Annotated in this window: 25 protein-coding genes, 1 tRNA gene and 1 pseudogene; 20 read left to right on the top strand and 7 right to left on the bottom strand. The window is 41.9% G+C overall.

Features of this window, described 5'->3' with window-relative positions; all coding sequences use genetic code 11:
* Positions 1 to 4: 4 nt before the first annotated feature.
* The 5 genes and pseudogenes from pelF to C7E02_RS16555 all read left to right on the top strand — a co-directional run bounded on the left by pelF (position 5) and on the right by C7E02_RS16555 (position 6,124).
* On the top strand, positions 5 to 1,429 hold the full coding sequence (gene pelF, locus C7E02_RS16575; protein ID WP_005340628.1) for a GT4 family glycosyltransferase PelF: 1,425 nt from the start codon (positions 5 to 7) through the stop codon (positions 1,427 to 1,429).
* A pseudogene (pelG, locus tag C7E02_RS16570) lies at positions 1,410 to 2,882 on the top strand (exopolysaccharide Pel transporter PelG). Before pelF ends, pelG begins: the two are co-directional and overlap by 20 nt.
* A complete protein-coding gene (locus tag C7E02_RS16565; RefSeq protein ID WP_029731055.1) occupies positions 2,869 to 4,644 on the top strand; it encodes a CotH kinase family protein in 1,776 nt (591 codons plus the stop codon). The pseudogene pelG and the gene C7E02_RS16565 overlap by 14 nt, the downstream one beginning before the upstream one ends.
* Positions 4,631 to 5,434 (top strand): polyphosphate polymerase domain-containing protein, encoded by an 804-nt coding sequence (locus C7E02_RS16560; protein WP_105310193.1) that lies wholly within the window; start codon positions 4,631 to 4,633, stop codon positions 5,432 to 5,434. The genes C7E02_RS16565 and C7E02_RS16560 overlap by 14 nt, the downstream gene beginning before the upstream one ends.
* 18 nt (positions 5,435 to 5,452) lie before the next feature.
* Positions 5,453 to 6,124 carry a DUF4956 domain-containing protein gene (locus C7E02_RS16555; RefSeq protein ID WP_022278997.1) on the top strand — a complete coding sequence of 224 codons (672 nt, stop codon included), beginning with the start codon at positions 5,453 to 5,455 and terminating at the stop codon, positions 6,122 to 6,124.
* 497 nt (positions 6,125 to 6,621) lie between these two features.
* Here the strand turns inward: C7E02_RS16555 and C7E02_RS16550 are convergent, their stop codons facing one another.
* On the bottom strand, positions 6,622 to 7,140 hold the full coding sequence (locus tag C7E02_RS16550; RefSeq protein WP_105310192.1) for a nitroreductase family protein: 519 nt from the start codon (positions 7,138 to 7,140) through the stop codon (positions 6,622 to 6,624).
* 257 nt (positions 7,141 to 7,397) lie between these two features.
* On the opposite strand from C7E02_RS16550, the gene C7E02_RS16545 reads away from it, so the two are divergent.
* Positions 7,398 to 7,745 (top strand): winged helix-turn-helix transcriptional regulator, encoded by a 348-nt coding sequence (locus tag C7E02_RS16545; RefSeq protein ID WP_005340613.1) that lies wholly within the window; start codon positions 7,398 to 7,400, stop codon positions 7,743 to 7,745.
* A gap of 49 nt (positions 7,746 to 7,794) precedes the next feature.
* A complete protein-coding gene (locus tag C7E02_RS16540; RefSeq protein ID WP_105310191.1) occupies positions 7,795 to 9,000 on the top strand; it encodes a hypothetical protein in 1,206 nt (401 codons plus the stop codon).
* 61 nt (positions 9,001 to 9,061) lie between these two features.
* Here C7E02_RS16540 and C7E02_RS16535 read toward each other — a convergent pair.
* Positions 9,062 to 9,132, bottom strand: a tRNA-Cys gene (locus C7E02_RS16535).
* 272 nt (positions 9,133 to 9,404) lie between these two features.
* On the opposite strand from C7E02_RS16535, the gene C7E02_RS16530 reads away from it, so the two are divergent.
* Entirely contained in the window at positions 9,405 to 10,769 is a 1,365-nt protein-coding gene (locus tag C7E02_RS16530) for an MATE family efflux transporter (protein ID WP_005340610.1), read from the top strand.
* A gap of 76 nt (positions 10,770 to 10,845) precedes the next feature.
* Here the strand turns inward: C7E02_RS16530 and C7E02_RS16525 are convergent, their stop codons facing one another.
* The 3 genes from C7E02_RS16525 to C7E02_RS16515 are packed head-to-tail and all read right to left on the bottom strand — an operon-like array spanning position 10,846 to position 12,913.
* Complete coding sequence (locus C7E02_RS16525; protein WP_005340608.1) at positions 10,846 to 11,640, bottom strand: J domain-containing protein; 795 nt, start codon at positions 11,638 to 11,640, stop codon at positions 10,846 to 10,848.
* Entirely contained in the window at positions 11,633 to 12,493 is an 861-nt protein-coding gene (locus C7E02_RS16520; RefSeq protein ID WP_005340603.1) for a DUF5685 family protein, read from the bottom strand. Before C7E02_RS16520 ends, C7E02_RS16525 begins: the two co-directional genes overlap by 8 nt.
* A 15-nt stretch (positions 12,494 to 12,508) precedes the next feature.
* Positions 12,509 to 12,913 (bottom strand): hypothetical protein, encoded by a 405-nt coding sequence (locus C7E02_RS16515; protein ID WP_105310190.1) that lies wholly within the window; start codon positions 12,911 to 12,913, stop codon positions 12,509 to 12,511.
* Between the two features lie 99 nt (positions 12,914 to 13,012).
* Here C7E02_RS16515 and srtB point away from each other — a divergent pair, with 99 nt between their 5' ends.
* The 10 genes from srtB to dnaB all read left to right on the top strand — a co-directional run bounded on the left by srtB (position 13,013) and on the right by dnaB (position 21,528).
* On the top strand, positions 13,013 to 13,855 hold the full coding sequence (srtB, locus tag C7E02_RS16510; protein ID WP_105310189.1) for a class B sortase: 843 nt from the start codon (positions 13,013 to 13,015) through the stop codon (positions 13,853 to 13,855).
* Positions 13,856 to 13,940: 85 nt separating this feature from the next.
* Positions 13,941 to 14,129 carry a DUF951 domain-containing protein gene (locus tag C7E02_RS16505; RefSeq protein WP_005340599.1) on the top strand — a complete coding sequence of 63 codons (189 nt, stop codon included), beginning with the start codon at positions 13,941 to 13,943 and terminating at the stop codon, positions 14,127 to 14,129.
* Between the two features lie 128 nt (positions 14,130 to 14,257).
* Positions 14,258 to 14,545 carry a 30S ribosomal protein S6 gene (gene rpsF / locus C7E02_RS16500; protein ID WP_005340598.1) on the top strand — a complete coding sequence of 96 codons (288 nt, stop codon included), beginning with the start codon at positions 14,258 to 14,260 and terminating at the stop codon, positions 14,543 to 14,545.
* A gap of 21 nt (positions 14,546 to 14,566) precedes the next feature.
* A complete protein-coding gene (locus tag C7E02_RS16495) occupies positions 14,567 to 15,031 on the top strand; it encodes a single-stranded DNA-binding protein (RefSeq protein WP_005340597.1) in 465 nt (154 codons plus the stop codon).
* Positions 15,032 to 15,076: 45 nt separating this feature from the next.
* Positions 15,077 to 15,343, top strand: a complete 267-nt coding sequence (rpsR, locus tag C7E02_RS16490) for a 30S ribosomal protein S18 (RefSeq protein WP_105310188.1) — start codon at positions 15,077 to 15,079, stop codon at positions 15,341 to 15,343.
* A 221-nt stretch (positions 15,344 to 15,564) separates the two neighbouring features.
* On the top strand, positions 15,565 to 16,473 hold the full coding sequence (locus tag C7E02_RS16485) for a nucleotidyltransferase family protein (RefSeq protein ID WP_105310187.1): 909 nt from the start codon (positions 15,565 to 15,567) through the stop codon (positions 16,471 to 16,473).
* 157 nt (positions 16,474 to 16,630) lie between these two features.
* Positions 16,631 to 17,650 carry a UDP-glucose 4-epimerase GalE gene (gene galE / locus C7E02_RS16480; protein WP_005340596.1) on the top strand — a complete coding sequence of 340 codons (1,020 nt, stop codon included), beginning with the start codon at positions 16,631 to 16,633 and terminating at the stop codon, positions 17,648 to 17,650.
* Between the two features lie 5 nt (positions 17,651 to 17,655).
* The gene (locus C7E02_RS16475) at positions 17,656 to 19,722 is read left to right on the top strand and encodes a DHH family phosphoesterase (RefSeq protein WP_005340595.1); all 2,067 of its coding nucleotides are present in this window, start codon (positions 17,656 to 17,658) and stop codon (positions 19,720 to 19,722) included.
* A 2-nt stretch (positions 19,723 to 19,724) separates the two neighbouring features.
* Positions 19,725 to 20,174 carry a 50S ribosomal protein L9 gene (gene rplI, locus C7E02_RS16470; protein ID WP_005330803.1) on the top strand — a complete coding sequence of 150 codons (450 nt, stop codon included), beginning with the start codon at positions 19,725 to 19,727 and terminating at the stop codon, positions 20,172 to 20,174.
* 13 nt (positions 20,175 to 20,187) lie between these two features.
* Positions 20,188 to 21,528 carry a replicative DNA helicase gene (gene dnaB / locus C7E02_RS16465; protein WP_005330805.1) on the top strand — a complete coding sequence of 447 codons (1,341 nt, stop codon included), beginning with the start codon at positions 20,188 to 20,190 and terminating at the stop codon, positions 21,526 to 21,528.
* On the opposite strand, the gene C7E02_RS16460 is transcribed toward dnaB, so the two are convergent.
* Positions 21,511 to 21,867, bottom strand: coding sequence for a hypothetical protein (locus tag C7E02_RS16460; protein ID WP_005340593.1), 357 nt, complete (start codon positions 21,865 to 21,867; stop codon positions 21,511 to 21,513). The genes dnaB and C7E02_RS16460 overlap by 18 nt on opposite strands.
* A gap of 171 nt (positions 21,868 to 22,038) precedes the next feature.
* The gene (locus C7E02_RS16455) at positions 22,039 to 22,209 is read right to left on the bottom strand and encodes a DUF362 domain-containing protein (RefSeq protein WP_005330808.1); all 171 of its coding nucleotides are present in this window, start codon (positions 22,207 to 22,209) and stop codon (positions 22,039 to 22,041) included.
* Between the two features lie 242 nt (positions 22,210 to 22,451).
* On the opposite strand from C7E02_RS16455, the gene C7E02_RS16450 reads away from it, so the two are divergent.
* Both C7E02_RS16450 and rlmB read left to right on the top strand, forming a co-directional pair.
* Positions 22,452 to 23,636: a substrate-binding domain-containing protein gene (locus tag C7E02_RS16450; protein WP_105310186.1), complete on the top strand. Its 1,185-nt coding sequence runs from the start codon at positions 22,452 to 22,454 to the stop codon at positions 23,634 to 23,636.
* 12 nt (positions 23,637 to 23,648) lie between these two features.
* Complete coding sequence (rlmB, locus tag C7E02_RS16445) at positions 23,649 to 24,443, top strand: 23S rRNA (guanosine(2251)-2'-O)-methyltransferase RlmB (protein ID WP_105310185.1); 795 nt, start codon at positions 23,649 to 23,651, stop codon at positions 24,441 to 24,443.
* Positions 24,444 to 24,471 lie beyond the last annotated feature (28 nt).

Raw genomic sequence — 24,471 nt, 5'->3', positions numbered from 1 at the left:
TACGTTGAGAATTTGTTTGATTTTGGAAGGATGTTATCCATATGTGCACGGAGGTGTATCCACATGGATGCATCAGTATATCAAAGAGATGAAAGAGCATGAATTTGTCTTGTGGGTCATTGGAGCACATGCCGAAGATAAAGGAAAGTTTGTGTATGAACTCCCGGAAAATGTGGTGGAAGTAAAGGAAGTATTCTTAGATGATGCTTTGCATGTGAAAGATACCGGGAAACTTCTACATATATTTACCAGGGAAGAACAAGACAGCCTTCGTGAGCTGATGGATTGTGGGAGACCGGACTGGGAAGTACTGTTTCGCTTGTATCACGATAAGAAGATCAATCCAATGTCATTTTTAAAAAGTGAAGAATTCCTGGAGATTCTGGAAAAAAGCTGTCAGGAGAAATATCCGTATACTGCGTTTGCAGATGCATTTCACACGATGCGGTCTATGCTGCTTCCGGTACTGTATCTTCTTGGAAGTGAAGTGCCACAGGCAGATGTCTACCATGCAATCTGTACTGGTTATGGCGGTATGCTGGCATGTCTTGGCGGCTATGTTTATCAGAAAAAAGTGCTTCTTACAGAGCATGGGATTTACACAAGAGAGCGTGAAGAAGAGATTATCCGGGCAAAATGGGTCATGGCTACATACAAGAAGCAGTGGATTTCATTTTTCTATATGCTGTCGGACATTATATACAGCCGGGCATTTCAGGTTACGGCGCTGTTTACGAATGCCATGCGGACACAGATACAGATGGGCTGTGATGAGAAGAAATGCAGAGTGATTGAAAATGGAATTAATTATGAGCGCCTGTCCCAGATTCCGCTGAAAGAAGAGGATGGTCAGGTAGATATTGGGGCAGTGGTCAGAATGGCACCGATTAAAGATATCAAGACAATGATCTATGCTTTTTTTGAACTATGTGCAAGGCGGAAAAATGTAAGATTACATATCATGGGTGGTGTGGATGATGAAGAATATGCCCAGGAATGTTACACGCTTGTGAAACAATTAAAGCTTGAAAATGTTATTTTTACAGGACGAGTTGATATTGTAAAATATATGGAAAAACTGGATTTTACGATTCTGACCAGTATCTCGGAAGGGCAGCCGTTGTCGGTTCTTGAATCCCTGGCGGCAAGAAGACCATGTGTAACAACGGATGTAGGATGCTGCAGAGAGCTTTTGGAAGGAAAAGAAGGAGATTTTTTTGGACCGGCAGGGTACTGTGTGCCGCCGATGTACCGGCAGGGACTCGCAGCTGCCATGGATAAGATGTGTGAATCCAGAAGCTTAAGACTTCGCATGGGAGTAAACGGACAGAACCGTGTAAATAAATATTACCGCCACGAACGAATGATGAAGGAATATAAAAAATTGTACGGGGAGGTGGAGACTGCTTATGGCTGGAATCGGATTTGAACTGAAAAAGCTGTTTAAAAAGAGTGGTCTTGCTGCAACCGCAAGAGCTTACGGATATGCCGGTATTATCTGCGCCGGACCGATGATTCTTGGAATCGTACTGCTTCTTGGAATCATGTTCCTGTGCAATCAGACGGGTGGAACGAGATTTGAGAGGGAACTGTTGATCTGCATGGTCACATACTCGTTACTGGCTTCCCTGACTGTGACAAGTTTTCTTTCTATGGTCGTGACCAGATTTCTGGCAGATATGTTATATGAAGAGAAGCTTGAGGCAATTCTTCCTTCTTTTTGGGGTTCTACTGGAATTATGTTAATAGCCGGAGGAATTCTGTACGGAATATTTTTAATCTTTTCCGGTGTGTGACTTGTGGATAAACTGTTGTGTTTTGGGTTGTTTGGTGAGTTGATCGTGACCTGGAATGCTATGAGTTACCTGACTGCGATCAAAGATTACAAAGGGATTCTACTGTCATTTAGTGCAGCACTTGTTGTTTCTTTTGTCGTTGGATTTTTATTGCTTATCGTCGGTATGCCACATATAGAAGCGTTGATGATTGCAGTCTGTGTCGGTTATGGGATCATGCTTCTGTGGGACGTGGTGCTTTTGTACCGGTATTTTCCATCAAGTGATGCCAGTGCATTTTTATTTCTGCGGTGGGTAGATGAATTTCAGCCACTGGCATTTACAGGATTATTTGTGAATCTGGGATTGTTTACCCACCTTGTGATTATGTGGGCAGGACCACTTGGGGTGCAGGTGAAAGGATTATTTTACGGAGCGCCGTACCATGATGTGCCGGCATTGATCGCATTTCTTACGATTCTGATCACGACAGTAAACTTTGTCGTTTCGGTAGAAGTGAATTTCTATCCAAAGTATCGTAATTATTACAGCCTGTTCAACGATAAAGGTGCAATTAAGGATATTATGCAGGCAGGAAATGAAATGCGGGAAGTGCTGAATATGGAGTTGAAGTACACGGCGGTAAAACAACTGCTGACAACGGCGCTTGCTATTTCCATCGGAGGAATTTTATTGAAATATCTGCCTCTCGGATTTAATGATCTGATGGAAGGGTATTTCCGGACCTTGTGTGTCGGCTATGGAATCTATGCAATTGCCAATACCATGCTTCTTTTATTATTATATTTTACGGATTATAAAGGGGCATTTGCAGCGTCCGCAGCATTTGCCGGGTGTACAACCGTATTTACCCTATTGTCACTACTGTTTTCACAGGTGTATTATGGATTTGGATTTTTGCTGGGAAGCGCAGTGTTTTTCCTGATTACTGCTTTGCGGCTCGGATATTTTACACAACGGCTTCCTTATTACATATTAAGTGTTCAGCCAATTGTAGAGGAAGATAAGTCAGGACGATTTACGCGATTGGGGACTTTTTTGGAAGAAAAACTAGAAGGAGGAGAAGACCCAGGTGAAAAGAAATAGACTCATATCGGCAGTATGTGTACTGTCGCTTGCTTTATCACTTTGTGCGGGCGGCTGTTCAGAGAAAAAAGAAGAAGCAACCTCTGACATTAAGACAGAAACGCAGACAGTGAAAAAGGCGGAGAAAGAAGATATTAACAGTGTGCATCTAAGGGATAAGGACACGCTGTATGCAGATGATGATGAGACCAGTGTAGTGACGATGTATCTTACTGTCTCCCGGGGAAATGCTTCAGAGAATACAGATCATTCCTGGAGTGAGATCAATAGCTATTCAGTAGAAGATTATGAAAATATGGGAGTGGACCGTTATCAGGTGGCAGGACTTTTACAAGTCGGGGATGAGAATGGACCGACCAGTGGAAATGTGGGATATGCAGAAGAAGTTCCCAATGCAACGGTTCAGATCCGCGGACAGACCTCCAGCAGTAATGCGCAGAAAAATTATAAGATTGAGTTAAAAAAGAATAAAGGAACGTGGCGTGGACAACGGGTCATCAACCTGAATAAGCATCAAGGAGAAGGAATGCGTTTCCGCAATAAGATGGCTTACGACTTGATTAAAGGCATTCCTCAGATGATGGGACTTCGCACGCAGTTCGTACATTTGTATGTCAAAGATAACACAGATGGAAGTTCCGATGTCTTTCAGGATTATGGCCTTTACACGCAGGTGGAACAGTTGAATAAGACAGCGCTTAAGACGCATGGTCTGGATTCAAAAGGTCAGCTTTATAAAGTCAATTTCTTTGAGTTTTACCGGGAAGAAGATGTGATCAAAACGACAGACGATCCAGGATATAACCAGGAAGCATTTGAAGAGCGGCTGGAGATTAAAGGTGATTCCGACCACACAAAGCTGATTCATATGCTGGATGCAGTAAATGATTATTCGATCCCTATTAATCAGGTGCTGGAACAGTATTTTGACGAGGAAAATATCGTATATTGGATGGCGTTCCAGATTCTGACTGGAAATGTGGATACTCAGAGCCGGAATATGTATCTGTACAGTCCTCAGAATTCAGATACATGGTATTTTATCGACTGGGACAATGATGGATTTTTCATGCGATCGGAATACGGGCTCCGCGGCTGGTCCGACCAGGGAAGCTGGGAGTGTGGAATCAGTAATTACTGGGGAAATGTACTGTTCCAGAGATGTCTGAAATCAGATTCATTTCGGAAAGAATTAGATAAGGCAATCATTGAGATGAAGGATTATCTCAGTGAAGAACGGTTGAGCACGATGATCAGCCAGTATGAAAATGTGGTGAGACCATATCTTTATTCCATGCCGGATCAAATGCATGCGCCTCTGACACAGGCCCAATATGATACGGTGGCAGCAGGAATTCCGGAAGAAGTGGAGAAGAACTATGAATTGTATTTGGAAAGTCTGGAAAAACCACAGCCATTCTACATTGGAACCCCGGCTATTCAGGATAATGCGCTGAATCTGAACTGGGATGTGTCCTATGATTTTGATGCTGAAGATATTACTTATACCGTAGAACTTGCGACAGACTACCAGTTCCAGAACGTGATCTTCCGGCAGGAAGGAGTGGCAGTTCCGGAAGTACAGACAGGTATTCCGGCAGCAGGCCAGTACTTTGTACGGGTACGTGCAACCGATTCATCTGGAAAGACACAGGACGCATTTGATTATTATACAACCGACAATGGCAAGAATTATGGTATGAAATGCTTCTATGTGACAGCAGACCAACGTATTGAGGAAGATATTTATGAAGAAAATTAAGAATATCAGTCATGCCAGGATTGCAGAACATATGAAGCAGTTAAAAAATGCTGAGATACCGGAGCATGCCGGAACGGCAGAACATTTTCGGAATGAGTGGAAATACTTGATCAGTACGAGTGAGAAGGAATTATTGGAACTTCGTATGAAACATTTACTGAAAAAAGATCCACATGCTTCAGATGGGGGCTATATGATCCGGAGCCTGTACTTTGATGATTATTGGAACAGTGCTTATGAGGAGAAAGAATCCGGCGTACTGATGCGTAAAAAGTACCGGATCCGAATCTATGATTACAGCGACCGTTCCATTAAGCTGGAGCGAAAAAAGAAATTTGGCAGTTACATTTACAAGGAAAGCGCACCACTTACGAGAGAAGAGGTGGAAAAAATCCTGGCGGGGGAATATGAATTTTTGCTGCACAGTCCATATTCTCTGTGCAGGGAGTTTTATATTGAATGTGTCAGTAATATGATGCGGCCTCGGACTATTGTAGATTATGACCGGGTGCCGTGGATCATGGATGCAGGAACGGTGAGGATTACGTTTGATTGCGACGTGCGGGCAGCTGTGGGAGGGTATGGTATATTCAATCCGACACTTGCTACACTGCCGGTTCTGGAGCCTGGAAAGCTTGTAATGGAAGTGAAATTTACAGAGCTGCTTCCGCAAATCATACGAGATCTTCTGCCACCGCAGTCAGCAGAGTTTACAGCAGTATCAAAATACGTATTGTGTTATGAAAAGACCCGGTATCTGAATGGATTTGAATATTGGGCAGAAAATTAAAATACAGGAGAAAAACGAATGAGTGTACAGGATGTAATAAAAAAATCAGTACTGGAATCCGGTGTATTCGATAAATTCGATGTTCCGGGAATGCTTACGGCACTTGCCATAGCGCTGCTCCTTGGCGGAGTAATCTACTTGGTCTATCGAAAATTTTACGTAGGAGTGATTTTTTCCAGAAGCTTTGCAATCACACTTGTAGGAATGACGGTTCTTACATGTATGGTCACACTGGCAATCAGTACGAATATTGTGATTTCCCTTGGTATGGTTGGTGCATTATCTATTGTACGTTTTCGTACAGCAGTCAAAGACCCGATGGATCTTCTTTATCTGTTCTGGGCGATAACGACAGGAATTACAGCCGGTGCAGGTATGTATGTGCTTGCGGTACTGGCGGCAGTGATCATGATTGTTATGATTTATTTATTTTATCACAGACAGCAGAGTGGAAAGATTTATATTGTAGTAATTCATTATACCGGAGATGATGCCGGAGATGAAATCATACGCAGCTTTGGAAAAATTCGTTATTTTATCAAATCAAAGACGATGCGGAAAGAAAAGACAGAGATGGCAGTTGAAGTATTCTGCAGGCAGAATCAGATGGACTTTACGGAAAAAATCCGTAAGATTGAAAATGTGGATGATGTAACGCTGATCCAGTATAATGGCGAATATCACGGATAAAGGTAACTAAAAAAGGTCCACCGGACCTTTTTGTCATATGCTTGGCAACGTAAGAAGCCCACGGGTCATGTGACCTGTGGGCTTCTTGCCGTTGTTTTTATAGTTATCTAAAGGAATGAGAGTTAAGTGCGTTTTGCACTTTATGAGGGGGAGATAGTTGATATTGATTGATGTCTCTCTCAACTATCTGTCATTAAGTATACAGAGGAAATGTGTCTAAAGTATGTGCGTGGCCTTAAAGAAATCGAAAATTTCTTAAGGAAATCTTATGGAAGTCTTATGGGCATATTTACATTGTTATACTACTGATTGCTTATATCAATCAAATGAAAAAGTAACCGCCCCCAGCCAAGGATACGGTTACAATAAAAAATCTTTGGACTAACCGCTTATCGGTAGCACCTTTCTAATTACAATATAGCAAAATAATTATTTAGTGTCAATATAAATTATTTGTATTTATAATATACAATAAGAATTATTGCGTGAAACATAGATTATAATGTTTCGTAGGAAACGAGTTCCTCCATTGTTATTCTGGCATCGTCGAAACGATTCGGGGCGCCGCCTTCGGTACTGTCATAGCCGATTACCAGAATATTGATCGGCTCCAGATTATCTGGAAGCTTGAACTCTTCTTTAATTACATCTGGCTTGAAGTAGCATACCCATACGCTGCCAAGACCAAGATCTGTTGCCTGAAGCATCATGTGGTCAGTCAGAATTGCAGCATCGATATCGCAGCTGTTTTTCTCATCGAATGGTCTTACCCACGCTTTATTGTGGTCAGCACATACAATAATAGCCAACGGAGCACCGTAGATATTTGCAGCTTTTCCGATCTTTTCAAAGCCATCCACGCTCTGGATAACAATCAGGTGAACAGGCTGTTTGTTGGCAGCTGTCGGCGCAACGTGGGCAGCTTTTAAGATTTTCTCAAGCTTTTCAGGCTCTACTTTCTGGTCTGTATATTTTCTTACAGAATAACGGTTCGTAATAATCTCTTCAAATTTCATAGTTAAAATCTCCTTCTAAAAATAAGCAGTTGTAACGCTTTTTGATATTCACTTGGTTTTTTTATTGTTGTATTTCACTTGTTTTTGTATTTACTTGATGTCGTTTCAGGTACCTTATGTTTTTATTATATTGCTTATTTTCGAATTGACAAGAACGCACTATTTTGTAATATACTATAGGAAAGGGAATATAATTTCTTCTCAGAAATATACTACCCATTTGGTAAGTATAAAAATGGAAAGGTTTTGAAAGGTTTATGAAAAAGAAGATAATGGTCGAGAAAAGTACCTGTTCTGTTGGCGCTACAATCCAATTGATAGGTGGAAAATATAAGGCAGTGATTCTATGGCATCTGATGGGACATACTTTGCGCTACAGCGAATTGCATAAATTAATAGCGGCAGCAACTGACAAGATGCTGGCGCAGCAGCTTCGGGAACTGGAGCGGGACGGACTTGTGCACAGAGAAGTCTATCCGGTGGTGCCGCCGAAGACAGAGTACTCACTGACAGCGTTCGGAGAAAGTATCGCACCTATTTTAGATGCTATGTGTACCTGGGGAAAAGAGCATCTGGAGCTGGTAGAGCTGGAGAAAAAAGTATAGAAAATAAGGATACTCTGATGATAAAGTATAGAAAATGGGAGGGAAATCTATGCAGCGGAAAATAATAGAATTCTTATCTACTGTCAGTGGAAAAATAACAATAATTGTTGTTATAGGCATTCTTGCCGTGGCAGGGATACAGACTGTAAGGAATCAGGCTGCAGAAAGTCAAGCGGAAACGGATATTGCGGATGATTCGGATGATTCAGATGAAAGTGTTCAAAAAGAAGTACCTGAAGCGGTGAAGCTTACTGGAAAAGAGTATATAGGAAATGAATTATATTATTACAGAGAAAAGCCAAAGGTACCGGTTGGCTGCATAGAGGCGGTTTTTTATGATTTGGACGAAGACGGGCAGGACGAGATTGTGTCCGTTGAAAATAAAGACACGGATTTTGATTTTGTCCCGACCCTTCACGTATATAAAGAAAAAGGGGATAAATGGAAAGAAGCAGCATCGACAGAAATTGACTTGTCGAAAATAATAGACGATGATTCATTTGCTCAAAAATACGTGAAATTATTTACATATGATAACCAAATTGCAGTTCAATACAAAACAGGAGTGAACGAATCTGTTGTGGATATATATTCATATTCTGATTCCGGGGAAATAAAATGTAAATTGGATGCAAATGTCCGGACAACAGATCTGCACCGTGACGGAGATATTTTTTGTGAGTTGTTTACGCAGAAAATCACAAAGGAATGGATAGATGAATATCAGTCTGGCTGGTCGGTAAAGAGTCATGATTGTTATGTTGTTAATTTTGTCAATTATTCTAATCTGAGCACATACCAGGCAGATGATTTTGGGTTTTCATATCCGTCTTATTACGATCAATATGTAGATTTTACGCCAAAAACGGAGGAAGACAGAGGAGAACAGTATTTAAGAATATGTGCGGATGTAAAAATGTTATCGCCTGTTGAGTATGGAGGAAAGAAAGTATCTGTATTCGATATAGCAGAAACAGCATATGAACCAAGAGATTATATGACTGACTATGAATATAGTGATTTTCCAACTTTGGAAATGTCGGAGGTCAAGCTTTTATGGAATAATGAAGAAAAATGTATCCAGTATACTATGGCTGGAGATGAAACTGCTGTTTTATATGAGGTTGCATCTGAAAATCGTAATTTGAAAAAATTCAGTGTTTATATGATGATGGTGAGTGATTCAGAAGAAGTATGTTACCATTTTAAGACTAATTTGGAAGGAACGACCTATCCTGTAGAAGCAGGAGAATAAAATTTATGTACAAATCATATACGCAAAAAAAGAAACCTTGTAATCAAGGTTTCTTTTTTAGAGGCGCCAACCAGATTTGAACTGGTGATAGAGGTGTTGCAGACCTTTGCCTTACCACTTGGCTATGGCGCCATATCGAATGCTTATTTAGAATAGCAAAGATTTCCGGTTTCGTCAACCCCAAAATGAAAAAATATTTCGAAAATTCGAATCAATTTGAAGTAGTCAGGATTATCATTAAAATTACCGGCAAAAAGACTTTCGAAAAATTTCATAATTTGACGTTATTGACAATGGCGTTACAGATAGTATAATTTGTAATATTGATGTCACGAGACAGTCTTTTGACATTATGGTTGGACTTTTCTCCAACGTTATTATTACGAATAAAAGGTGTGAAAATTATGGAAAAAGATAAAGATTTCCTAGGGACAGAACCGATTGGAAAGCTTCTGCTCCGGCTGGCAATCCCAACGCTGGCAGCGCAGCTTATTAACATGCTGTACAACGTGGTGGATCGAATTTACATCGGTCATATCCCGAAGGTAGGAGCTTTGGCTCTTACGGGTGTCGGCGTGTGTATGCCGCTTATTATGATCGTGTCAGCATTTGCAGTGCTGGTAGGAAATGGCGGTGCGCCGAGAGCTTCTATTTACATGGGACAGAATAATAAGGAAGATGCGGAGAAGACACTTGGTAATTGCTTTGCAACACAGATTTTGGTGGCAATCGTGCTGACAATTGTGCTGCTTCTTGGCAATCGCACATTTCTACTGGCATTTGGAGCCAGTGAGAATACGATTTCATATGCGGCAGCCTACATGAACATTTATGCAGTGGGAACGATTTTTGTGCAGTTGACACTTGGGTTAAATGCATTTATCACTGCGCAGGGATTTGCAAAGACAGGAATGTTATCTGTGCTGATTGGTGCAGTGATCAACATTGTGCTTGACCCGATTTTTATCTTTGGATTACATATGGGCGTGCGAGGCGCAGCGCTTGCAACAATCATATCACAGGCATGCTCCTGTATCTGGGTCGTCAGCTTTTTGTTTGGAAAGAAGACATTTTTAAAGATACAAAGAAAGAATATGAAGCTGGAAGCAAGAATTATATTACCAAGTCTTGCGTTGGGACTCGCAACATTTATTATGCAGGCGAGTGAAAGTATTATCACGGTGTGCTTCAACTCATCTTTGCTAAAATATGGCGGGGATATTGCAGTTGGAGCCATGACGATCCTGACCAGTGTAATGCAGTTTGCGATGCTGCCATTACAGGGACTTGGACAGGGAGCACAGCCGATACTCAGCTATAATTATGGAGCAAAAAATGTAGACCGCGTTCGGGGAACATTTCGCCTGCTGTTAAAGGTAAGCGTTGGATATGCAGTGATTCTGTGGTTATGTGTAGAACTTTTTCCACAGATTTTCGTCAGCATGTTCACATCAGACGCAGCACTGCTTGCATTTAGCAAGACAGCACTTCGTGTATATATGGCAGCAATGTTTATGTTTGGAATCCAGATCGCATGCCAGATGGGATTTACCTCTCTTGGCTGCGCGCCAGAATCCATTATTGTCGCAGTAATGAGGAAATTCGTACTGTTGATTCCATTAATTTATATTGTTCCACACATCTGGAGTGCAGATCGAACCATGGGAGTATATCTGGCAGAACCAATCGCCGATTTCTTCGCAGTAACATTCACCATGATCCTGTTCAGTAACCGGTTTAAGAAAGCATTGAAAAAAATAGAAAAGTAAAAAAAGGACACCCTAAATCAATAATGGGGACGTAGTACTTTGAACGTTCGACTTGAATACGTCCCCCATTATTATTCTATATGTAATGTCTGCCGTTCATTCCGCTTCCACCACAGCAGAGTCCGCTTCCACCGCAGCATAGGTTACAGACGAGGTTGGCGATACATAGTTTTACGCACCAGTCGCCGCTGCTTGAGAAGGTTGTCTGGTAAGGTTCTTGTTGCTGGCGGTACCAGTTTCCACCATTTTCCAGTCGTTGTACGAGGGTGGTGTACTGTATATTGTTCGGTTCCATACGAGCTGCTTCGCGTGCATGCTGTAGGGCAATGACGTTATTGCCGATACCGGAGTTAGCGATGGCACTGTAGTAATACCATTGCGCAGTCTTGTTATCAATTCCGTTTAGGACATTGATTGCTTCCTGGTAGCGGCCGTTATTAATGAAATTGGCAGCGGCCTGCATATGAAGGTCACCTTCGTTACTGGTTGCGCCGGATCGTCTCTGCTGATACTGACCGGAGTAACCGCGGAAGTTTCCGAATCCTCCAAAGTCAAATCCTCCAAAGTCAAATCCGCCGAAGTCAAATCCTCCAAAGTCACCGTAGCCGCCATTAGGATTATTTCCATCGTAACCGCCGGAAGAGCTTCCGTAACCATTTCCATAGGAACCGGTAGTACCGTATTCGCGTTCATGCATAATCTGCTGGTAAGCCTGCTGGACTTCTTTGAATTTGGCTTCTGCCTGATCTTTGTTCGGGTTATTGATATTTGCATCCGGGTGATATTTTCGGCTTAGTGCCCGGTATGCTTTTTTTATTTCGTCATCAGTAGCGCCGCGGGAAATGCCAAGGACGCTGTATGGATCATTCATGATTGTTCTCCTTATTCTGGTTTTCATATCGTTTGGACGTAACCATAGTATACCTGCACCACACCCCGGAATACAAGATGTTTCTTAAAATATCTGCGTGAAGCAGAATCGGAAGCTGTTCAAATTCTCTGGAACATTCGGCCATCATCATGGTCAGAAGAGTGCGGCATTCTGTGACGAACTGTTCTGGAGTTTTTTGCAAAAATGCTTCCTTTAGCGGATTGTAGCTGTTATTTCCAATATCCTTTTCTACATCTTCATAGGCGTCCATGAGGTAAATGAATTTGCCAAGGAAGAATCCGATTTTTCGAAGAGATAATTCCCATGCGTCTGGTTCCCAGGCAAAGATTTCAGCCATGATATCACCGAAAAGTCCTGCCATAAGGTCAAGATTTGTCTCACCTTTTTTTTCATATTGATTGATTTCTTCTAATTTTGAGTGGATTAGCCGGACTTTTTCCGGGTAATTACTTTCAATCTTTTTGATCTTCGGCTCCAGCGCTTTTGCAGCAATATATCCTTTTTTCTTTCGCTCATCGGTCCAGTCGTCCTTACATTTATAATAGGAAAGAATGAGATTCATGGAAGCTGCATAATCTGTATATTCGTTAATTTTTGTCGGATGTTTCTCAAGCGGGTGCGCAATGCAGCGAGTCTCACCGGCTATAGTCTTTGGTTCGTAAAGCCCGGTGAGCAGGACAATGAGAAATGTCATGTCGTAGGACAGTGTCAGTTGGCCACGCTTTCCGTAACATTCTTTCAGACGGCGACAAAGACCACAATAGTACGCCTGGTACACATCGTAGTCTTTGAATTTCATTTCAGCTTTGTTGATTGCAATATATCCAAACATAAAAAGCCCCTTTACTTAGCTCTTCTTGATAAATGTTGTGTTACATTTCGGACAGCGGATTTCAATACGGCCTTTGCCTTTTGGTACGCGTATTTTCTGTTTACAAGTCGGACATTTGTAAATGTGATGTGTCTTTCTCTGTGCCATTATACTTTTCTGTGAGGCGAAGAAATGTCGAACTTTCGCTGCTTTTGCCAGATAAGCCTGGTTCTCACAGGCACGTTTATAAGTTTGTCTTGAGAACATACGGAAATATGTGTAGATCAAAAGTGCCCAGCACAGCAGGGATAATACACTCCCCAGTCTTGCAGGTACAAAGTTCGCCAAAAGCATCAGTACTAAAGAGACTATAATTGTAAATTTCCCAAAGGAATCTAATCCATATCTTCCATACATAAAGCGTTGTAATTTTTCTTTCATCAGTATCGTCCTCCTATGTAAATATCATACGCGCAGGCAAAAGAAAGTCAATAAACTGCAAATTAAAAAATTATAAAATAATTGCAGCAGGTAACGCAGATGTGCTACTATAGAGGAATAAAAAAGGAGCAGCGTATGAGTAAGAATAGAAGAAGACCACATCGTGGCCGCAGAGAAAAGAAAAAGAAAGCCGGCATGTTATCCAATATCATCCTGATCGTGGCACTGGCTGTATTTTGCGTTTCAGCCTTTCAACTTGTGAAGATTGTCGGAGGTTATGCAAAAGGCCGTGATGAATATAAGAAGATTCAGAGCATTGCGATTAATAAAGAAGACAGTGAGCCGGAAAAAGGCTTTTCTGTTAATTTTGATGAATTAAAAGGAATCAATCCGGATACAGTCGGGTGGATCCGTTTTTACCCGGAGCCATCAATTATTAATTATCCGATTGTTCAGACAACAGATAATGAAAAATATTTACACAAAACATTTTCGGAAAATGATAATACACTTGGAACGATTTTTTTGAATGCGGACAATAATGCAAATTTCAATGATCGTAATTCAATCATATATGGGCATCGTATGAAGGACGGTTCTATGTTTCGAAAGTTAGATGAATATAAAGAGAAATCTTTCTGGGAAGCAAATCCGTATTTTTACATTTACACGCCGGACGGAAGAGAGATTGTATATCATATTTACAGTGCGGCGACAGTCAAGGATACAGACGATGTGTATCTGACAGGCTTCGAGAACGACGAAGCATATCAGTCTTACCTGGATATGACGAAGCGGATCGCGATTTATGATACGGGTGTGGAAGTGACGACTGCAGATTCCGTTGTGACACTATCAACATGTACAAGCGCCAGCGACGAGCACCGATTTGTAGTGATTGGAGTAAAAGAACAAGAAAATCAGATGGGACAGACAAAGTAATTTATTTAAGAAATGGCTGAACAGTATAATGGAACAGAAAATAGAAAAAGTTGAAGACCCGGCAGATTACAAGGGAGGGGACAGCATGGGATATAATTATGAAGTCGGCGATATAGTAACATTGAAAAAACCACATCCTTGTGGAAGCAAAGAGTGGGAGATATTACGTGTAGGTGCGGATTTCCGATTGAAATGTATGGGATGCGGACATCAGATTATGACAGCACGGAAACTGGTCGAAAAAAATACAAAAGATTTGAAGAAAAAGGCTTGAAATCGGGAATCTTATATGATATAGTAGATAACCGTGATACAATATTTTTCTGCCCATTTAAGGGTGGAATTCCTTGCTCCCACATAAGCGGGCGGGGGCCAAAAGACCAGAAGGAGGTGCAGGACGACATGAATAAGTATGAATTAGCTGTTGTTGTCAGTGCAAAAATCGAAGATGACGAGAGAGCTCAGGTTATCGAGAAAGTAAAGGCTTTAGTAGAGCGTTTCGGTGGCAAGATCTCTGACGTTGATGAGAGCGGTAAGAAGAGATTAGCTTACGAGATTCAGAAAATGAAAGAAGCATATTACTACTTCATCCACTTCGATGCTGAGGCTGATGTTCCAGGCGAGATCGAGCAGAGAATCCGCATTATGGACAATGTCATCAGATATTTATGCGTAAGACAGGAAGCATAATCAGGAAGAAGAGGTAATTATATGAATAAAGTTATTTTGATGGGACGCCTGACCAGAGATCCAGAAGTGAGATATTCACAGGGTGGAGAGAATTCTCTGGCAATTGCGAGATATACGTTGGCAGTAGACAGAAGATTCAAACGTAATGGTGATGATCAGACTGCTGACTTCATCGGTTGCGTTGCGTTTGGACGAAACGCTGAGTTCGCTGAGAAGTATTTCCGTCAGGGACTGAAGGTTGTTGTGACCGGACGTATCCAGACAGGAAGCTACACGAACAAAGATGGACAGAAGGTGTATACAACAGACGTTGTAGTGGAAGAACAGGAATTTGCTGAGAGCAAAGCTACAAGTGATGCCAATGCGGGAAGTTTTTCCCATGCAGGTGGTTTCCAGCAGGCACCGGCTCCGACGCCGGCAGCTGATGCAGGTGACGGCTTCATGAATATTCCGGATGGAATTGATGAAGAACTCCCATTTAACTAAGGTTCGTTGAATTTAGAAGATTCAAAGTATTAGGAGGCAAATAAAATGGCTTACGATAAAACAGCTCGTCCAGAGGGCGGATTCAAAAGAAGAAATCCAGGACGCAGAAGAAAAAAAGTATGCGTATTCTGTGGTAAAGAGAATAACGAGATCGATTACAAAGATGTAGCAAAGTTAAGAAAGTATGTTTCTGAGAGAGGAAAAATCCTTCCAAGAAGAATTACAGGAAACTGTGCAAAACATCAGAGAGCTCTTACAGTAGCAATCAAGAGAGCTCGTCACGTTGCATTAATGCCATACGTGCAGGATTAATCAGTAGTTAATATTTGCCGTCACATCCATAAGGATGTGGCGGTTTTTGCATAGTAGAGAATTTTTACTATGCAAAAAGTATTATACAAAAAGCTTCTGACAGAAATATATACAAATAGACGTGACTTCAAAAGTATGGTATGATTTCTGTAAGTGAGTATTGTTATGTCAAAAAGAATATCGTAATTACGAAAGTTCAAATAGGAGGTATGTAATAAATTATGAAGAAACCAGTATTAGTAATTATGGCGGCAGGAATGGGAAGCCGTTACGGTGGACTGAAACAGATTGATCCGGTGGATGCGAAAGGACGCATCATTATGGATTTTTCCATCTTTGATGCAAAACGCGCTGGATTTGAGAAGGTAATTTTTATCATTAAGAAAGAGCAGGAAGACTTATTCCGCGAGGCAGTTGGCGACCGCGTGTCAGAATACATGGAAGTGTCTTATGCATATCAGGAAATCAATAATATTCCGGCAGGTTTTCAGGTGCCGGAAGGACGTGTGAAACCATGGGGAACAGCACATGCAGTTTATAGCTGTAAGGACATGATCGATGGCCCGTTTGCAGTTATCAATGCAGACGATTATTATGGAAGAGAGGCGTTCCAGCTCATTTATGATTATCTGAATAGCCATGAAGACGATGATAAGTTCCGTTACACTATGGTAGGCTACAAGCTTTGCAACACTGTTACAGAAAATGGATATGTATCCCGTGGTGTGTGTGAGATGAACGAGGCTGGGGAACTGATCGGAATTCGTGAAAGAACACGTATTGAGCATCATGAGAACGGAATAGCATTTACAGAAGATGACGGTGCTACATGGACACATCTAGACGATGACACAACGGTTTCTATGAATATGTGGGGATTCTCAAAAAGTATTCTTGATGAGATTGAGAAAGGATTCCCGGTATTCCTTGAGAAGGGACTGAAAGAGAACCCTATGAAATGTGAATATTATCTGCCGGGAGTAGTCAGCGACCTGTTAGGAGAGAATCGTGCGACAGTTGCAGTTCTGAAATCAGCAGACAAATGGTATGGAGTTACATACAAAGAAGACAAACCGGTTGTTATGGAAGCAATCCGCAAGATGGAAGAAGAAGGACTGTACCCGGCTTAAAATATGTAAAGTTGCCGAAGCAATTGGGAAGTGCTATAATAAGACAAAAATGAAACTTCTTGATATCAGTTCAGAAAGCAGAAATTGATATTGAGTGGAAAAATCATTACAAAGTAATGGAAGGTAAGATATCAATTCTTATATGGAGGAGATTAAGATGGCAAAAATATTAATTACAGGTGGAGCAGGATATATTGGAAGTCATACTGCATTGGAACTTTTGAAGGAGGGTTACGAGGTAGTTGTATATGATAATCTCTGCAACTCCTCCCAGGAGTCTATGAAGCGCGTAGAAGAGCTTACAGGTAAGACAATCACGTTTTACGAGGGAGATATTCTGAACGCTGAAACTTTAAAAGCCATGTTTGAAAAAGAGCAGGTAGATGCAGTTATTCACTGTGCAGCGCTTAAAGCAGTCGGAGAATCTGTAAGAAAGCCTCTGGAATATTATCAAAATAATATTACAGGAACACTGACACTTATGAAAGTCATGCGCGAAGTTGGCGTGAAGAATATTGTATTTAGTTCTTCTGCAACTGTATATGGTAATCCGGAGACAATGCCGATCACAGAGGACTGCCCGAAAGGACAGTGTACGAATCCATATGGCTGGACAAAATCTATGATGGAGCAGATTATGACAGACGTTCAGGCTGCTGATCCGGAATGGAATGTAGTATTACTCCGTTACTTTAATCCGGTCGGAGCACATGAGAGCGGACGGATCGGGGAAGATCCGAAAGGAATCCCGAACAATCTGATGCCATACATTTCTCAGGTGGCAGTTGGAAAACTTGAAAAATTAGGAGTATTTGGTGATGATTATGATACACCGGACGGCACAGGAGTACGTGATTACATTCACGTTGTGGATCTGGCAGTTGGTCATGTAAAAGCAATCAAATACATTTTCTCGAATCCGGGACTGGATATCATCAATCTGGGAACAGGTGTTGGTTATTCTGTATTGGATATGGTAAAAGCATTTAGCAAGGCATGTGGAAAAGAAATTCCATATGAAATCAAACCGAGACGTGAAGGAGATATTGCAATGTGCTATGCGGATCCTTCGAAAGCTGCGAAAGTACTTGGCTGGAAGGCTGAGAGAGGTCTGGAACAGATGTGCGAAGATGCATGGCGCTGGCAGTCACAGAACCCGGAGGGTTATAGAGGATAAAGACTATGGATAAAGGCTTGAGCAAAAAGCGAGGGGCGCATATCAGCGGCAGACTGAAGAACTACATGCGTTGGCCGATCGCGATGGCGATCATGCTTCTCCTATTGAATTTGTGGATCTATTGCATTGATATCAAAGCTGGTACACTCATGTTGATATTTATGCTGATTTATATAGTCGGCATTGGGATTCTGTATGGATACAGCCGATCACTGATCATGAAAGATCTGATTGAATTTGCAGCTCAGTATGGTGTTGTACAGAATACGCTTTTAAAGGAATTGTCTGTTCCATATGCAATTCTTCTGGAGGACGGACAGCTTTTGTGGATGAATGATCAGTTTGAACGGTTGTTTGGAGATAAAGCGCAGAAAGATAAGTATTTGAGCAGATATATACCAGAGCTGAACCGGAGCATTTTCCCAAAAGAAGAAAATGACGTGGTAGAGATGGATGTCTACTATGAGGACCGTGAGTATAAGGCGGAATTAAGACGTGTGTCTGTGGAAGGATTCAGCGAGACAGAGCAACTCCTGGAATTGCCGGCAGAGCGAGAGTATTTTATTGCGGTTTACCTTCAGGATGTGACGGAACTGAACCGGTATATTAAGGAAAATGAAGAGCAGCGGCTGGTTGCAGGCTTGATCTATATTGATAATTATGATGAAGTCATGAATAGTGTAGAGGAAGTCAGACAGTCACTTTTAGTTGCGCTGGTGGATCGCAAGATCAACCAGTATATTGCAAAAGCAGACGGAATCGTAAAGAAAACCGAGACGGACAAATATTTTATTGCTTTGAAGAAGCAAGAGTTCAAGAGACTGGAGGATGACAAATTCTCTCTTCTTGAGGATGTAAAAACAGTCAATATCGGTAATCAGATTCCATTGACACTGAGTATTGGTCTGGGACTCAGTGCGGGTAATTATTCCCAAAGTTATAATTATGCCCGTGTTGCCATTGATCTGGCTCTTGCCAGAGGCGGCGATCAGGCTGTTATCAAAGACTGCCATGGTATTACATATTATGGCGGCAAGCGTGAGATGACTGCAAAGAACACGCGTGTCAAAGCCCGTGTTAAAGCAGAAGCATTGCGAGAGTATATTACAGTCAATGACAAGATATTTGTCATGGGACATACACTGACAGATGTAGATTCTTTTGGTGCAGCTATCGGTATCTGCAGAGCGGCAAATGCTCTTGGGAAAAAGGCAAATGTGGTGATCAATGAGGTGTCAGCATCTCTTAGACCGCTCTATAATATGTATATTGATAATCCGTCTTACCCGGACGATCTGTTCCTGACATCAGAACAGGCATTGAACCTGGCGGATGAGAATTCCATGGTCGTAGTTGTGGATACGAACCGCCCGAAGATGGTAGAATGTGAAGAACTTTTGTATCTGGCAAAGACGATTGTCGTACTGGATCATCACCGTCAGAGCAGTGATAGTATTGATAACGCATTATTGTCTTATATTGAACCTTATGCCTCGTCAGCATGTGAGATGGTATCTGAGATCCTGCAGTACATTGTAGATGATATTCAGATTCCGAATCTGGAGGCAAGCAGTATGTATGCCGGTATCATGATCGATACGAACAGTTTTATGAATCGTACCGGAGTGCGTACATTTGAAGCGGCAGCATTTCTCAGAAGATCCGGAGCAGATATCACGCTTGTGCGTAAGATGTTCAGGGATGACATGGAAGGATACCGCGCAAAAGCTGCAATTATCAGCAACGCAGAGGTATATCAGAAAAAATTTGCCATTGCGACAGGTACAGATCTTCAGGTGGAGAGTCCGACGATCATCGGAGCACAGGCGGCAAATGAACTTTTGGATATCAGTGAGATTAAAGCGTCCTTTGTATTGACAGAATATAATGGAAAGATTTATGTGAGTGCCCGTTCCATCGATGAAGTCAATGTTCAGGTCATTATGGAAAAGTTAGGAGGCGGCGGTCATATGAATGCTTCGGGAGCGCAGTTCAATCATACGGATATGGACGAGGCTGTTGCATGTCTGAAGCAGGTTCTGGATAATATGATAAAAGAAGGAGATATATAGACATGAAGGTTATTTTGAAAGAAGACGTAAAAGCCCTTGGAAAAAAAGGGGATGTAGTAGAGGTAAGTGACGGATACGCAAGAAATTTTATCCTGAAGACAGGAAAAGGTGTAGAAGCGAACGGTAAGAATTTAAATGATTTGAAACTTAAGAAGGCGAATGATGATAAAGTAGCACAGGAACACTATGAGGCTGCTGTAGAATTAGGAAAGAAGATCGAGGCAGGTAAGATCCAGGTTTCCATCAAAACCGGAGAAGGCGGAAAAGTATTTGGCTCTGTATCCTCCAAAGAAATTGCAGCAGAGGTAAAATCTCAGCTTGGGCTGGAAGTAGATAAAAAGAAAGTGCAGTTAAAAGATCCAATCAAATCTCTTGGAACACACAATGTGCCGATTAAATTACATCCAAAAGTAACTACAGAGCTGAAAGTTGTAGTTACAGAGGAAGCTTAGGAGGAAACCGTACATGGAAGAGGCACTCATTAAGCGGGTCATGCCCCACAGTGTCGAAGCGGAACAGTCAGTAGTCGGAGCGATGCTGATGGACAAGGATGCGATCACCACTGCATCAGAGATCATCAGTGGTCAGGATTTTTATCAGACATCTTACGGAGTGGTATTTGATTCCATGGTGGAACTTTTTAACGAAGGAAAGCCGGTCGATCTGGTCACACTTCAGGAACGTCTGAAAGAAAAAGATGTACCGCCGGAGATTTCCAGTCTGGAATTTGTAAGGGATCTGGTCAATGCAGTACCGACCTCTGCAAATGTAAAATATTATGCGGAGATCGTGGCAGATAAGGCAATGATGCGAAAACTTATTAAGCTGACCGAGTCAATTGCAAATACTTGTTATGTCGGGAAAGAATCTCTTCCGGTAATTATGGAACAGACGGAGAAATCGGTATTTGAATTATTACAGCACCGCAATACCGGAGATTATGTTCCAATCAAAGATGTTGTATTAAATGCGCTGGAACGAATCGAGAAAGCTTCAAAGAATAAAGGAACTGTTACAGGAATCCCGACAGGATTTATTGATTTAGATTACAAATTATCCGGCCTTCAGCCGTCAGATCTTGTTCTTGTAGCGGCCCGTCCGTCTATGGGTAAGACAGCGTTCGTACTGAATATTGCCCAGTATGTTGCATTTAAGAAAAATAAAGGTGTTGCCATTTTCAGTCTTGAGATGTCAAAGGAACAGTTGGTGAACCGTATGTTTTCTCTGGAATCTCAGGTAGATGCACAGGCACTCAGGACCGGTAATCTAAAAGATTCTGAGTGGGAGAAGCTGATCGAAGGAGCCGGAATTATCGGAAAGTCACATCTTGTGATTGACGATACACCAGGTATTTCCGTATCCGAACTTCGTTCAAAATGTAGGAAATATAAACTGGAGCAGGATCTTCAGCTTGTCATCATTGACTACTTGCAGTTGATGAGTGGAAGTGTAGGTGGGAAATCCGAATCCAGACAGCAGGAGATTTCTGAAATCTCACGTTCACTAAAAGCTCTTGCAAGAGAGTTAAATGTACCGGTCATTGCATTATCACAGCTCAGCCGTGCGGTAGAGTCGAGACCGGATAAGCGTCCGATGCTTTCTGACCTCCGTGAGTCCGGAGCTATCGAGCAGGACGCCGACGTTGTAATGTTTATTTATCGTGATGAGTATTATAATAAAGATTCCGAATTTAAGAAACAGGCCGAGATTATTATAGCAAAACAGAGAAACGGTCCGGTAGGGACCGTTAATCTGGCTTGGCTTGGTGAATACACGAAGTTTGCAAATTTAAGCAGGCAGGAATAGCCGTTTTAATTTGCCGATTGGACCAGCTTCAGCTGCAGCTTTCCGATAGGATTGCTGTTGTCTGATGAGCTGGTCTATTTTTTTAAACTGTTCTTCCTCCTGCCGTTCCTTTGCATCCAACAGAAAAGACATTTCCCGACTGAACATCTGCATCAAGACTTCGTTATTGTTTTCCAGCATTCTTTTCATATGTAATTGCTCACGAGTGCGCCGGATATCAGGAATGACGGCTTTTAGTTCTTCAAAAGGGACTCCTTGTTCATAGAGTTCTTTAATACAGCCGTAAAGCCTGGCATCGTCCCGGGTCTCTTTTCTTAGTTGTTCCAGAGCATTGCCCATAATAAAACCCCCTTATTCAATTAAGATTTCTTTGCAAAAGGATAGATTTCCTTTGCCTGTCCCAAGAATAGCATATGAAAAGTGCAAAAAAAGTCAAAACGTGGGGCAAGAAAAAAGAATGTTCCTGAACCGGAACATTCTTTTTGTGTTAAATCTTATATGTGTGGAATCTTATGCCTCGGAAATTGCTCCTACTGGGCACTGTGCTGCACATGCACCACAGTCGATACAAGCATCAGCGTTGATCTCGTATTTGCCATCTCCTTCAGAAATAGCGCTTACTGGACATTCTGCTTCGCAGCTTCCACATGAAATACAATCGTCTCCAATTACGTGTGCCATGGGTAATTACCTCCTTTTTAATAAATATGTTGAATAGACGTAGACATTTTCGTCTGCTACTATCATAATACAAAAAAATCAATTATACAAGCAGTATATTGTGAAAAAAATAATCAATAAGACATGTGAGAGAAATATTTAAGAAATTCTTTAAAAAAAATTTCAAGCTTTTTTCATGAATATGGTGTATAGTGTTTAAGTAGAAAATAAGATGCATGACAATTGTTAAGGGGATTGGTATTATGAAGAAAAGATGCAAGATGATCATCGCACTGCTTAGTGCAGCTATGGTGCTGACTGCATGTGCGCAAAATACATCAGACACAGATAGCAATAAGGCAAATGATACAAAGACGCAGGATACTTCAAAAGATGCGGCACAAGATGATACGGAGACAGAAAAGACGAAGGAATATCAGGCAAAGCTGGACATGATCGAACCTTCTGCATACAGAGATGCCAGCGGATTATCGCTTGAAGAAGGCGCTTATATTTCCATTATTGGAAAAGGGACAAATGACGATTTCTGGGTGCAGGTAAAAAAAGGTGCCGAGCAGGCAGGTAAAGATATCAATGAGCAGCTTGGCTACAAAGGGAAAAAAGCAGTCAAGGTCGTGTATAGCGGTCCATCTGATAAGGGGAATGTGGATGAGCAGGTTAATATTCTGGATGAGGAGTTATCCCGTTATCCGGCAGCTTTGGCAATTTCTATTGCAGACGCCAAAGCATGCGAAGTGCAGTTCGATCAAGCCGGTTGGAATGGGACACCAATTGTAACGTTTGATTCAAGCAGTGATTATCCGGGAATCAGTGCATTTGTCTCAACAGATAACAGTTCAAGTGCAACAGAAGCAGCAAACCGACTGGCGGAGGCAATGGGGGAATCCGGAGAAGTCATGCTTTTTATGCAGGACTCGAAATCGCAGGTAGCCCAGACAAGGGAAAATGCATTTGTAAGCCAGATTCAGAGCACATATCCGAATATCACGATTGTAGAGACATACCATATGGATCAGATTGACACTTACAAAAACCAGATGATACAGGAGTTAGCAACGGACAAGCAGGCAGCGGATATTACGGAAGAGGAAGTGATTGATTATTTGTTTGAAAAACACCCGAATGTAAAGGGATGTTTTGCAAGTAACAGTGACGCTATGGAACTGGTGCTCGATGAGATGGAGAGAAAGAATGTATCACCATTCATAGTCGGATATGATGTGAATGATGATTCGATGGAAGCATTGAAAGCAGGAAAGATTGACGGACTTGTTGTACAGAATCCGTTCGGTATGGGGTATGCGGCAACGATTGCTTCTGCAAGAGCAGCGCTGAATATGGGAAATGAAGCATTTGTCAATACAGGATATGTGTGGGTAACAAAGCAGAATCTGAATGATGAAGCGGTTCAGAGTATCCTGAATTAAGAGGAAAATGATATGATTACGAGTACGTCGAATGCGAAAGTCAAACGGCTGGTGAATTTAAAAAAGAAGAAAAAGCTCAGAGATGAAGAAGGTGTCTTCCTTGTAGAAGGTATCCGCATGTTCCGGGAAGTGCCAAAAGACCGTCTGGTGGAAGTCTATGCATCGGAAGAGTTCTGGAATCGGGAGCGTAAGGCTGTAGAACAGGTATTGGCAGGAACGAAAGTGCAGCCGGAGATTCTGGCAGATTTTGTTTTTGAATATGTGTCTGACACGAAGACGCCGCAGGGGATTCTTTGCCTGGTGCGTCAGAAACAATACAGCATCACTGAGATTGTGAAGGAAAAAGGTGGGGAATTACCACTTCTTCTTGTATTGGATCAGATCCAGGATCCAGGAAATCTGGGAACCATTGTACGGACAGCAGAGGGCGCAGGAGTGACGGGGATTGTAATGAGTCAGGACTGTGTAGATATGTACAATCCGAAGGTAGTCCGTTCTACGATGGGGGCGGCTTATCGTGTACCATTCTGCTATGTGGATGATCTGGCAGAGGAAGTAAAGCAGATGAAAGAAGCAGGAATCTGCACTTATGCGGCCCATTTGGAAGGGGAAAATTCCTACGATGAAGAAGATTATCGCAAAGCCAGTGCATTTCTGATAGGAAATGAAGGAAATGGTCTCCGTGATGAGGTGGCAGATCAGGCACAGGTGTATATCCGTATTCCGATGAAGGGACAGGTAGAGTCTCTGAATGCGGCAGTGGCTACGGCAATTCTGACATTCGAGGCAGCAAGACAGAGACGATAAGATAAATAAATGATGAGAAAAAAGCAAC

This window comes from Dorea sp. Marseille-P4042 (assembly GCF_900290215.1).
Classification (GTDB): Bacteria; Bacillota; Clostridia; order Lachnospirales; family Lachnospiraceae; genus Dorea; species Dorea formicigenerans.
The sequence above is the reverse complement of the archived record's forward strand: the minus strand, read 5'-3'. Positions and strand labels throughout refer to the sequence as shown.